The following is an 11,537-nucleotide window of genomic DNA, read 5'->3' as shown; positions in this document are numbered from 1 at the left end:
ATGTTTCTGCGTATACTGTGTTGAGTTGCATGGTGCTGCACGCTGGAGAGCCTGACCGCGGGAGGTGTATGTCGTCGTGGATGACATCGTCGACTTGGTGGCGCAGCCCGCCATGTTGACACTGGCGCGTGAGTCGCGCGGCTGGACGCAGGCTGACCTGGCACGGGAGATGACGGGCCGCGCGGCCAACGAAACGGTGTCGCAGGGGTATGTCAGCCGAGCCGAAGCCGGTCGCCTGGCAGTAAGGGGCGAGCGACTCGCCCTGTTCGCTGCAGCTCTCAGGTACACGCCCGAGATGCTATGCCGCACCACTGACAACGGCGGGGTTGGCGTCGGGCTCGTTCACCACCGCAAGCGCGCCTCCATGGGCGCGCTGGCACTGCGACGCGTCCACGCCACTCTGGCAGTCACACGCCTCCAGGTGGAAGCCCTGACGGCCGCGAGCCACGACGACGAAAAGCATACGTTCAGGCACATCGTAGTTGACGACTTTGATACGCCGGCTGACGCAGCGGAGACGCTGCGGATGGAGTGGGGCCTCCCGCATGGTCCCGTCTCCAGTGTGGTAGAGGTGCTCGAAACCGCCGGTGCTCTGCTCGTGGTCCGCGATCTGCAAACTCTTGAGCTGGATGCCGTGAGCCAGTGGCCGCACGGTGAACGCCCGCTCGTCCTGCTCAACTCGACTGCCCCTGCGGACCGTTATCGTTTCAGCCTGGCGCATGAACTCGGGCACATCGTGATGCACACTGAGCCTGGGGACGGGCGCTTGCAGGAACAGCAAGCCGATGAATTCGCAGCCGAGTTCCTCATGCCGCACGAGGACATCGTGGCCGAGCTTCGGCCGCGCGTGGACTTGGCGCGGTTGATGGAACTGAAGCGTCGGTGGAGGGTCTCGATGGCAGCACTCGCCCGCCGAGCCAAATCACTGGGCGTCCTCACCGAGTGGCAGTACCGCTCGCTCATGGTGGAGATGTCCGCCCTGGGCTACCGAACCACCGAACCCGCTACCTTCGAACTCGAGACCCCGCGTCACCTTGCCGAGGTCGTGACCCGGCTGAGGCAACAGCACAACCTCGACCTGTCCCAGGCAGCCCACCTAGCCGGCCTGGAACTCGAGGAGTTCACCGAGATCTACTCGTGTCCTTCCTCCACCTCGGTGACCACACGGCCACCGGAATCACCAACAAGTAGGTGACAATGGCAAACTCGCCGTTCCCCGGCCGCACCCCCGCCCTGCGGGTCCTCGATGCGTCGGTACCGGCCACGCCCCTACTGCAGGGCCGTGTACTGCTGCATGAGAACGCCCGCTTCGTACCGCAGATGCGGACTCCGCTCGACGATGACCTCGGTGGCGTCGTCATGACTGGGGAGAAGGCGGGTGAACGCGCCTACCAGCTCCGGACCTCCGGTTTCACAGGCGCCCTGCTGATCGACACCGCGGCCTACAAGACGCACACGGCGACAGCCGATGAACCCTTTCTGCTGGACGGCAACGAGCTGTTCGCGACGGTCGACACCTCGCTTCAGCTGCAGAAGGCCCGCGGCGCCAGCGCCGCTCTCACACCGACCGGATACATCCCTCCGGGAGCCTCCAAGGCGCTTAAGGCTGTCATGCGCCAGTCCGAACGCATCGAACGGGCAGACACGATCGTCAACCTCCCGATCGACATTGCCTGGCTCACCGACGAGTTCCTCAGCCAGCTAATCGCCGTCTGCAAGCGCATCCCGCATCCGAAGGCCCTGACGCTGTTCCGGCAATTCGATCCGATGGAACAGGCCAAGAGTGTTCCCGCCAACCTGCGCCATGTCGTAGCCGAGCTGCCTGATGTCGCCCTCCTGCGGACCGATCTGGCCGCACTGGACGTACTCGCCCACGGCGGGCTGTTTGTCGGTATCGGCGCCGACAGCGCCAGCCGGCACAGCATTCCCCCTGGCGAACGCGCGTTGTTCAACCCCAACGGCGGTGGACCACAATATCCGTCAGTGCTGATGCCAAGCCTGATGTGCTTCAAGGGCACCCAGTCTCTGGCCCGCCTGTACGCCAATCACCCGCCAGCAACGTGCAGCTGCGACGTCTGCGACGGTCGCGGCCTGGACCGATTCAACGACCCAGGCGGCGAAGCGCGGCGCGAGTCGGAGGACCACAACATCAGCACCTGGAGCGCCTGGGTCATCGAGATCGCCAGCAGGAAGCCCGGGCTGGAGCGCAAAGCGTGGTGGCGCGACAAGTGTGCCACAGCCGTCACGCACTACGCCCTGGAAAACCAGCGTCTGGGGCTGTCGGCAAATTCGAAGGCGGGCTTCGTGGTCCCGGGCCCCCTGGAAGCCTGGGCAACGCTGCCGATCACGCCCTGAGGCGGCTCACCGAGCCGCGAGCTGCTTATACGCCTCTTCCACGAACCTCCAGCCGGCCACGGTATGCCGGCGCCGAACGAAGGGACGAGGCGGGACAACGACCTCAACGTCATTGCCGGTCGCGACGAGCAACCCAATGCCGTAGAACTCTGCCTCCATCACGGCGTCATCTCGGCGCCGCAGAGGCCGGTCAATCAAGACGGCCCGTGCGCAGAAAGGTGTAAACCATTCGGCTTTTTCCCTAGCGGAGGCCCAGCCTTTGCCCGGGACCACAACCAGATCGACTCGAATGGGGTGGGTTGCTTCGCGAACCACGACGTTGTCATGACGGGCAACCGTTCCCGGGGGCATCCGCCGCAGCACACGCTGCTCCTTGTCGCTCAGCGAAGTCACCGGGACAGGCTCGCCCAAGGGAAGGTTCATCAACAGGTCCAGCACCCGGGGATTGGAGACCTCCCGCGTGCCGACGCGAGCGCGTCGCTCGATCTCGTCCCCGTTTTCGCTGTACGCAACTACGGCATCGATACCGAACATGTTCAACACGCCGATGTCCGCACCCCGTGGGAACAGAGTGCCAGGCGCCGCCGCACCGGAGATCGCTTCCGCCGGCCCTCGCGCCGCCACAGCCATGTTGCTACCTCTGCCCTCGCCTCAAGGAGGCTCGCCTTTCACAGACGACCGCCTACTTACCTACCGGTAGGAAACCTTTCACGGAATGGGCTGAACGCGCCAGCATTGCCGACCGCGGCTGCCATACCCATGACGACCACGCTGCCTGCCAGGCACAACGGAGGCACTACGGCCCAGGACACGGGCGCAACCCTCTGTCTTCAGGTCAGGCTAGTGCTGTCATACCTGCCCCGCCGACGGAGTGACAGCGATGACCCTAGTGCGAGCCCTCAGCGGTCCACAACGGTCGTCTTGCCATGCAAACCAAACGTTTCCCACTCTTGATCGATCATACGGATTGCTCACTGGAGTCGTTCAAGGGTGGGGCAGTGATACGGAGATCCCGCTCTGGAGGTTGTCCCGTAACTGCTGGTCAGAGGTGTGATGATCTTGTTGTGACCGATGTGATCACGGCGTCGGAGCCCTCGCGGATCGCCTCGTTCACCGGGCTGAGCCCGCGGCAGTGCAACAAGCTGATCACCTCGCTGCGTCTTGAGGGGGCGGGCCGGCCCGGTCCGCAAGAGCCAGCCGTGGTCGCTCCCACTGGAGGACCGGGTGCTGCTGGTGGCCGCGTACTGGCGCACCAACCTCCCCCTGCGCCAGCTCGCCCCGTTGTTCGGCGTCTCGAAGTCGGTGGCCGACCGGATCGTGGACCATCTCGGGCCGGCCCTCGCGCTCCAGCCCCGGCGGCGGTTCCGCAGGGCCAGACTGGCTGAAGTCGAGCACGTGGCGGTCAGCCGCCGAGGACGCTTCACCGGCCACCCGCTCGACGCAGCCCTCGCGGAGCACGGGCTCAGCAGACGAGTCAGCGCCGTCCTGCCCGGACACTAGCGGCGATGGCGCTGGCCGCAGCCAGCGACTTGGTCTGCCTGCCCGCTGCATTGTCTGCCACACAGTCTCATCGGCGGACGTGATCGCTCCTGAGGTTTTGATCCGAAACAGACGGGGTGCTGCGGCGGCGCTGCATATGCGGTTGTGACCCCACGGCACACGTTAATCAGGCGCCGGAGCCCCCGAGTAATTGATGCAGATCGGGCCTCGGTCGTCGACCCCATGTGTGGTTCCACAGCGTTTTCACGACATCCACCGGCCCGTCTGCGTCAGACACCACAAAGACGCCCGCTCTGCCCTCTTCAACCAGAGGCGTCAGGGAATCGCGGACGAGGAAATTCTTCGCTGATGCCCGAAATAGGCCAAGCAGCGGGTTGGTGTCCGGTCAGCGACGCTTCCCGTGCCGGTGAACTGCGAGGGCTGTCTCCCCGTCGAACGGCTGGAGCCGAATACTTCTGCCGAAACCCGACGGCCAGGAGGACTACGACAGCATACGACCACCCGCCTTGCCACAGACCAGGTCACAATCCTGGAAGGTCGCAGCCAACGAGTCCTGAGCGTCCCCCGGGTTAGGGAGGCATCCGGCAAATCAACGGCTCGCCCTAGCCATCAGTCGGACCCCAATCACCTGTCACTTCGTGAGGGAATTTCGGTGAAGCATCTTCCACGCTGATGCAATGAGGATGAATAGAGTGGAACCAAGCATGCCACTACCGCTCTGACTTACGGGCAAGCCACTCCTTGAAACGAACAGAAAGTGATGTGTGCCCGTAGGGCGGCAATCCGTCACCGAATTTGCGAAGCTTTTCGTAGATCTTCTTGAGATCACCCTCGGTGGAGAATTTTCCAAATTCGACGGCCATCTCCAGCACATCCTCCACGGTGATGATCTGGAGATCACGGTCTGCCGCGAGGGCCTGGCCGCCCTGGTCATCGATGGCGACCAGGACCTCGTGACCCTGGTCCTGGTAGTGCACTCCGTGAGCTACGACGACTGCTTCGCCAAGGTCTTTCGACTCCCGCAGGGCATCTTCGAGTTGACGGCCTCGCATCTCCACGAAGACCTCAACCACACGGTCGGGTACTGACTGGGCTTGGAGCGCCGGAAGCACCCTGACGCAGTTACTGTTCGTGAAGCGGGCCCACCTGGGCTTGATCCCCTTGTACTTCCGGTCTTTACCTGCGACTTCGTCGCAGACTTCTTGCGGTACGAGGAGCACTAGATCGGCCCGCTGCAGGACGTCCACCAGGAGGCGCTGGAGATTTGCGCCAACAAAGTGCACACAGATGACCGCGTCCAGAATGCAGACCGGTTCCTGTTGCTCCAGCGAAGCGTCCTCACCGGATGCCTCTATCTGCTCCTCGGGCAAGCCCCACCCCTTCGACGCCTCCGTCAGGACTACTCTACTAGTCCTTCGCCAAGCCGCGGGCGACCAACCGCGAGAGATTAGCGCGCTTTGGGCTCGGAGGGTTGGGAACTATGCCAGCTTCCCTGAGCCCGGCTTCGACCTCTTCCGGGCGGCGCCCTTCAAGCATAGCTAGAGCGCGGACTCCAATCATATTCCGACGGTACGCTTCGACAGCGCGCTCCAAGATACGCCGAGGGGCCCTTACTGCTTCGGCGGCCTGTTGTTCTTGTTTGTATGCCGGCCCCCAGCCATACCGCTGTGCCAGTTGGGCGCCGGTCGGCCCACGAAGCTTCTTTTTCTGACTCTCCGTGATCAGCGACATCAATTCGAGCTGAATTAGAATCACGACGAAGCTGACCCGGAAGTGACGCGCTAGGAGCGCTACCGTGCGCTCGTTTATATCGCCATTTTCAGATACCCTCGCGGCGGATAGCCATGTGTTAATTCCTTCCTCTGGCGCCAAGAGATGGCGGGCGAAAGCATCACATCGCCGCTCCCCCGGCGTTCGCCCGTCATCCAGCTCATGCACTTGGGCACCGTCGTTCCACAGCAGGTGCCCAAGCTCGTGAGCGAAGCTGAACCGTTGACGCTCTGGGACGTCACAGGCGCGCACAGCGATGAGTGTGGTCTCACGCTCTGGGTCTGTGGCGGTGAATCCGTCCGTCGTCTTGGGTAGCTGCAGCACTGCTGTGTCTACGCCGGTGAGTTGCTCGATCAGCTCATCCACGTCAGCGATGGGCGCACTACCGAGGTTAAGAGCCGTCCGAACACGCTGCGCCAGTTCCTTCGCTTGCTGCTCCTGCGGCAAACGCTCATCCGGGACGGGCAAAAACCCGTTCGGCTTGCGCTTCTGGGTTGCACTGGGCCCTAGTTTGTCCAGGCGGGCATCCAGCTCCAGCACCTCAAGGGTGTGTCGCAGGGCCTCTTCCCGCTCTTGAGTCACAACATCGTTAACTCTGGCCGCGATGCGCACTCTGTTGCGCACAGGGTTTCCGCTGGTCAACAGCCGCACCGGGATGTCTAGGGCCACTGCGATGCGGTCCAGCTCAGCGAGCGTCACCTTGGTGCGAGCACCGTTTTCGATGCGCGTCAAGGTTGGCTGGGAGAGGTGAGCGCGAGCAGCGAGGTCGCGCTGGCTGAGCCCAGCACGTTCACGCTCGCGGCGGATCCGCTCCCCCACAAGCTTAAGATCCACGTAGCACCTCCTTCTGAATCAATTCTACCCACCTGATTCACGATGGCCAGTGGTATGTCTATCACTCGCCACTGACAGTCTGCGCCTGAGCTGCTCGCAGAGATGGGAGCCAGGAGCCCGCCATGCAGCGAGCATGTTCGGACGTGTGCGGTGTGAACGCCGACCGAGCCGAGCAGCTGCGGCCACACCGGCCGAGGCCTGGCCCCCTTCGTCACGCTCCGATTCAGTGCTCATTCTCCCCTGCGCCACGACGCAGCAGCATGCTCTTGCGGCAAGAACCGCCCGAGCTACAGCCCCCTCGACATCTCACCCGCCGGTGCCCGGAGCCTGGGACCAGACCCTCCGCTGGGTAGCGACCGAAGTTCCGCTTTGCCCGGAGGAGTCAGGAACAGGTCTGCACGGTCCAGCAGGCGTGAACGACCTCGATTGCTGCTCTGACACCACTGATCGCTTGCCGAGGATGGACGCCGAGCACTGGGGGTGCAATAACCCGTCTTGCCCGGGTAGGTGCGAGCCCGCACCTACGGCTCTGACGGAGTACCCGGCGTACGGCGGCGCTACGTGCCACCGTCGGGCTCCTTCGGCGGGGTGGTGTGGGTGCCAGGCTGATCGTCAGTGGTGGCAGCTGCCGCGGGATGTCCAGCAGATCCAGTCCGTGCGCATACGCCGCGTCGCTGAGGGGTGAGGTGGCGTCTGCTGGCGGGGTCAGCCAGTCTGGTGACATGAGGGTTCTTTCGGCGAGCGGATGCCCGCTCTGACACTGGCAGACATACGCAGCGTGACCAGCTTTTCGACCTGGGTTTTTGGGTCAATGTGGTCGATGCTCATCTCCAGGTCGATACGACCTTCGCCTAGCGCGGAGCCCGCCTCCCACTCCTCGGCCAGCTCCGCAGCAAGACGCCGGGCGCCTGTCGTCGGGCCAGCGCGAGCAGGCCGGGTGCCAGTGCCGCGCCGACCAGGCCCGGTGTGGACGGTGAAGGGACGCCGCAGGGCCGCGGGGGCGGTTCCGCCGCTTGGGGGGAGCAGCACTTCCAGCCAGCGCATCCCCGCGGCTGCCTCGTCGCGCAGCGCCTCGGAGCCAGATGTGGGCGTCAGTCCTGTCCGTACCAGCAGCGAGTCCTGGAACACCCGGTGCAATCGGGACACGGTGCAACTGATGGCCGAAGGAACAACCGACGACAGCCTGCTGGGGTGAACGGAACGGTCACCGCTCCTCGCGACCGGGCTCTACTACAGCCAGGGATCCGTGACGTGGTGGACGGTCCAGTTCCGTTCGGCCAGGGCCTCGGCATACGGTTCGGCCCGCTCCCGCAAGGCAGCCAGGGCAAGCAGGTGAGTGGGGCGAGTGGCTCCGACGAAGATGAGTTGTGCCGCTCGGCGGACTGTCGCGGAAGCACCGGCGATGTCGCCGGCTCCGGCCAGCACTGCCAGTACCTCCGAGACGTCGTGCTTCTTGCCGGTCCTGTCTAGGCATTCAAGGACGAGGGTTGCGGCGTGGGTTTCACCCTTGGCGCTCTGAATGGTGCCGGCCACTGCGGATACGTGGCCGGAGTCGTCGATGTGGCGATGTGCGTCCGGTTCTGCTTCGGGAAGGTAGGCAGTCGGATCTTGCAGAGCGGAGAGGTCGTCCCATGGTGCTTGAGTGAGTTCGGGCAGCGTCTCAAGCAGTTGCCGCGTCAGCCGTCCCCAACTTTGCTCATCGTCCAGTGGGTCGGTCAGTAGCGAGTTCAGCAATGCGCGGATGCGTCCGCCGGCTGTGCTGGGGTGGCGGTCGAGACGGGCAAGTGAGGGGAGACCTTCTGGGGCGCAAGGGCGGACGGCGCCACGCACCGTGTTCCAGAGCTGCTGGACAGCCGCATGGCTGTCACCATGCCGGCGCTGCTCCCGCGCGGTACGGACCGACGTGATGAGGAGGCCACGAGTCTCGCCGCGGCCGGGGAGCTGGAAGCCGGGGATGTAACACGCCAGGGATTGGGGAAACTTGGCGGAGCTGCCCGGGTGTCGTCGGGCGCCCAGCACCCTGGGGGGATTGTGCAGGAGCACGTGCCGGGGGACCAGAGAGCCAGCCAGGCGCTCGAAGACGGGCACCACCTGGTCGATAGAGTCCTGGTCGAAGAGCAGCAGGGCGATGCTGCCCTCGTGTCCTGTGCCTTCGATGCGCTGTGGGCGGTGGACGGTGAGGTCGCTGGCCAGGGCGGCGATCTTGTTTCCGAATCTCCGGCTGACTGGGAGTTCGGCGGACATGGGCAGGGGGAAGGCGGAGGGGCTGGTCTGGGTGTCTCCGCGGTCGTCGAAGATGCGCTGGTTGATGTCTCCGACGCGCTGGACGACGGTGTGTCCGTCGGTGAAGACCTTGTCCAGCAGTCGTTGCTGCATGGAGCTGGTGTCCTGCATCTCGTCCAGCAGGACGAAGGGGAAGCGCGTGGCCGTGGCTTCAGCCAGGGTCGGATTTCGCAGCAGATGGCGTTCCGCGATCGCGAACATGTCGTCGTAGCGGAAGACGCCGGCTCGGGCGAGTCGGCGTTTGAGGTGGTCGAATTGTTTTCCGCTGTTGGTGTCGGCGGAGAAGGGAAGCGGCCGTGTGGTGACCACGGTCAGTTGGCTTCCTTCGCAGACGAAGCGGGCCTCGGAGATGAGTTGGTGGCCGTCTCGCTGGCGCTCCAATGTGCCCTTGAGGACTCGGTAGCGGGGGCGGTCCAGTTGCCGGAGTGCCGCTGCTGCGTAGGCGTCGTCGTCCACCGTCTGGATCTCGACGTTCATGGAGCGCAGGGCGGGCAGCGCGAGGAAGGTGTTGACGAAGGACTGGATGGTGCCGATGAAGTGCGGGTAGTGCAGCAGGTTGCGGCCGGCCGGTACCGCGTCGAGGCGGGCCGTGATCTCGTCCTTGGCCGTGTTGGTGTGGGAGATGACGCACACGCCGCGCGTCGCTGACCTCCATCCTTGGGCTAGGAGCGCCAGTTTGAGGCCCACGAGGCTGGTCTTGCCCGAGCCGGGTGCGGCCTGGAGGTCCAGGGAGATCATCTGCTGGATGAAGTCCCATTGTTCCTGGTGCGGGAGGTCGAGTTCGAGGAGCGCGGCGGCTGCCTCGATCCGGTCCTTGGCGAAGGAGGCAGGATCGTACGGAATCGTCATGTCACGCCCCGCTGCAAAGGTGGCTGAAGGCATCGCGCAGATAGGGCGGCAGATCGTCGTCCGTCAGCGTGACGTTCTTCAGCAGGCGAGCCGCGTGCTGGGCGGCGATGGCCTTGCTCGCGTTCTTCATGCGCAGGGGCCGGTAGACGCGCAAGCCGACCTCGGGCAGCCCAATGCCTTCCGCTTCCCAGGCCTTGACCTCGCCTGTTGCTCGCCGCTCGGTCTCGTCCAGCTTGTCTGCTGCGGGCCATGACCGCTCAGAGATGCGGGCGCACTGGATCGCCTGGTGCATGACGGTGGCCAGTGGCCAAGACGCGGCCGCCAGGTCGTACTCCAGAGTCCAGTGGTCGGATACGTAGGTCTGGACGTTGCCGCTGTCCCCGGCCTTCAAGAGCACGAGGTGGGCGGCGATCTCCGCTGGGGTCATCTCGTCCGAGCTGCGCAGTTCGCCGCGCATGTCTTTCGGGGTGTTTTTCGGGACCAGATCCCGGTCGCGGATGCGGGCGACGGCGACGGGGATCTGCTCACCGCTGCGCTGGAAGATGCGGCTGTAACGGAACAGGCCCGTGTGTCCAACATTGACCACGCTGACGCCGGCTCGGCTGAAGGATCGGCCGGTTGCGTGGGCGAGAGCCGGCAGCAGCAGAGCTTCCGCGTCCCCCTCGACGATGGCGACGGCGCGTGCGAAGAACAGGTTCGCCTTGGTCACGTCGAGGAAGCGGGAGAGGAAGGCGTAGTCGCCGGCCTCCAGCTGTGTGCAGTCGGGGGCCAGGCTGAAGGCCTTGCCGCGCGCCACGAGGGTGAGGTGCTGGACCGGTACGGCGCAGGCGAGGTGGGGGCTGTGTGTGCTGAGGATGACCTGTACCCGCGGGCTGGATTCCTCGGCGCGTTCTTGCAGGAGTTCCATCACCCGGCTTTGGAGCTGGGGATGGAGATGAGCCTCGGGTTCCTCGATCAGCAGGAGCGGCGCGGTCTCGCTGTTGCCGAGCAGCAGCAACTCGGCTGCCATGAAAAGGGCGTTGTTGTATCCGAGTCCTCGCTTGGTCCATTCCTCCGCTCCGCCCACTCCCGTGGACAGTTTCAGTTCCAGCCGCTCCAGTGCGCGGGGGAGGGTGGCGTCGCCGGCGACTCCGATTTCTCCGCGCAGGACGTCGGAGCCGATCGAGAACTTCTCCAGGTAGTCGGTGTTGATGGCGTCGCGCGCCTCCGCCACAGCGGTGTTGGCGCTGATGTGGTGTTCGGCCCTGCTGAGGATGCCGACCAGCGTCGTCGCTGTGTCGTTGTCTGCGTCGAAGTCGTTTTCGGTCTGCTTGGCGATGGCGGGGTAGCTGGCGAGGATGTGCGACAGCCGTGATCCGCGACCGGAGCGCAGCTCGGCCTCGGCGTCGCGCAGGGGTCTGAGATAGGTGGCCTTGAGCAGTTCCCGGGCTGCGCCGTCGAGCGCAGGCCCCTTGCCGTCGGGCCCGGTCCGTGTGGTGACCGACACTCGGTTCGACCGCAGCGGATCCATCAACTGCGCCTTGAGGGTGACGTAGAGAGTCGTCTCACCGCTCTCCTCAGTGGTGACCAGCTCCAGGAACGTTCCCTGTTCCTGAACGGTGAGACCCCGGAACACGCATGTGATGGTGAACGTGTCCACCCGTCCGTTGCGTCCCGCGTGGAAGTCGTCCTTGGTGATGCGGTAGAAGTCAGCCGCCGTCGTGAGCAGGCACAGCCGGATCGCGTCGACGATCGCTGTCTTCCCGCTGTCGTTCTCCCCCACCAGCACGCTGATGCCCGGGCCGAAGTCGATTCGCAGCGACTTGTCGTCGTCTCCCTGCCGCTGCGGCACCGGGCCGAAGATCCGAAAATTTTCGGCCCGCACATGTGCCAGGTACACCGAAGCTCCCCCCGGACAAGCCCGCACCCCTGCACAGCACAGGCGACAACAGCCGCCTCAAGTGCCC

General features: G+C 64.7%; 8 protein-coding genes and 1 pseudogene. 3 read left to right on the top strand and 6 right to left on the bottom strand.

Features of this window, described 5'->3' with window-relative positions; genetic code table 11:
• Nucleotides 1–76 precede the first annotated feature (76 nt).
• Both ACQY0Z_RS13890 and ACQY0Z_RS13885 read left to right on the top strand, forming a co-directional pair.
• Nucleotides 77–1,195: an ImmA/IrrE family metallo-endopeptidase gene (locus ACQY0Z_RS13890; protein ID WP_439812346.1), complete on the top strand. Its 1,119-nt coding sequence runs from the start codon at nucleotides 77–79 to the stop codon at nucleotides 1,193–1,195.
• 2 nt (nucleotides 1,196–1,197) lie between these two features.
• On the top strand, nucleotides 1,198–2,355 hold the full coding sequence (locus ACQY0Z_RS13885) for a hypothetical protein (RefSeq protein WP_439812345.1): 1,158 nt from the start codon (nucleotides 1,198–1,200) through the stop codon (nucleotides 2,353–2,355).
• A gap of 6 nt (nucleotides 2,356–2,361) precedes the next feature.
• On the opposite strand, the gene ACQY0Z_RS13880 is transcribed toward ACQY0Z_RS13885, so the two are convergent.
• Nucleotides 2,362–2,985, bottom strand: a complete 624-nt coding sequence (locus ACQY0Z_RS13880; RefSeq protein WP_439812344.1) for a hypothetical protein — start codon at nucleotides 2,983–2,985, stop codon at nucleotides 2,362–2,364.
• Between the two features lie 434 nt (nucleotides 2,986–3,419).
• On the opposite strand from ACQY0Z_RS13880, the pseudogene ACQY0Z_RS13875 reads away from it, so the two are divergent.
• Nucleotides 3,420–3,727 (top strand): annotated as a pseudogene (locus tag ACQY0Z_RS13875) (helix-turn-helix domain-containing protein); the annotation flags it as partial.
• A gap of 838 nt (nucleotides 3,728–4,565) precedes the next feature.
• On the opposite strand, the gene ACQY0Z_RS13870 reads toward ACQY0Z_RS13875, so the two are convergent.
• From ACQY0Z_RS13870 to ACQY0Z_RS13850, 5 genes are all read right to left on the bottom strand, one after another.
• Complete coding sequence (locus ACQY0Z_RS13870) at nucleotides 4,566–5,225, bottom strand: hypothetical protein (RefSeq protein WP_439812343.1); 660 nt, start codon at nucleotides 5,223–5,225, stop codon at nucleotides 4,566–4,568.
• Between the two features lie 37 nt (nucleotides 5,226–5,262).
• The gene (locus tag ACQY0Z_RS13865; protein ID WP_439812342.1) at nucleotides 5,263–6,459 is read right to left on the bottom strand and encodes a helix-turn-helix domain-containing protein; all 1,197 of its coding nucleotides are present in this window, start codon (nucleotides 6,457–6,459) and stop codon (nucleotides 5,263–5,265) included.
• Between the two features lie 705 nt (nucleotides 6,460–7,164).
• Complete coding sequence (locus tag ACQY0Z_RS13860) at nucleotides 7,165–7,596, bottom strand: hypothetical protein (RefSeq protein WP_439812341.1); 432 nt, start codon at nucleotides 7,594–7,596, stop codon at nucleotides 7,165–7,167.
• A gap of 93 nt (nucleotides 7,597–7,689) precedes the next feature.
• The gene (locus ACQY0Z_RS13855; RefSeq protein WP_439812340.1) at nucleotides 7,690–9,591 is read right to left on the bottom strand and encodes a UvrD-helicase domain-containing protein; all 1,902 of its coding nucleotides are present in this window, start codon (nucleotides 9,589–9,591) and stop codon (nucleotides 7,690–7,692) included.
• Between the two features lies 1 nt (nucleotide 9,592).
• A complete protein-coding gene (locus tag ACQY0Z_RS13850; RefSeq protein WP_439812339.1) occupies nucleotides 9,593–11,470 on the bottom strand; it encodes an ATP-dependent nuclease in 1,878 nt (625 codons plus the stop codon).
• Between the last annotated feature and the right edge of the window lie 67 nt (nucleotides 11,471–11,537).

Origin of the sequence: Streptomyces sp. P9-2, from assembly GCF_051903975.1 — a bacterium.
Classification (GTDB): domain Bacteria; phylum Actinomycetota; class Actinomycetes; order Streptomycetales; family Streptomycetaceae; genus Streptomyces; species Streptomyces cellulosae.
Note: the sequence above shows the minus strand (reverse complement) of the source record. Positions and strands in the feature narration are given on the sequence as shown.

What these genes read in the sequence shown, in the direction of transcription:
- ACQY0Z_RS13855 (WP_439812340.1), bottom strand. Translation starts at nt 9,591, where the DNA reads ATGACGATTCCGTACGATCCTGCCTCCTTCGCCAAGGACCGGATCGAG.
- ACQY0Z_RS13885 (WP_439812345.1), top strand. Translation starts at nt 1,198, where the DNA reads ATGGCAAACTCGCCGTTCCCCGGCCGCACCCCCGCCCTGCGGGTCCTC.
- ACQY0Z_RS13880 (WP_439812344.1), bottom strand. Translation starts at nt 2,985, where the DNA reads ATGGCTGTGGCGGCGCGAGGGCCGGCGGAAGCGATCTCCGGTGCGGCG.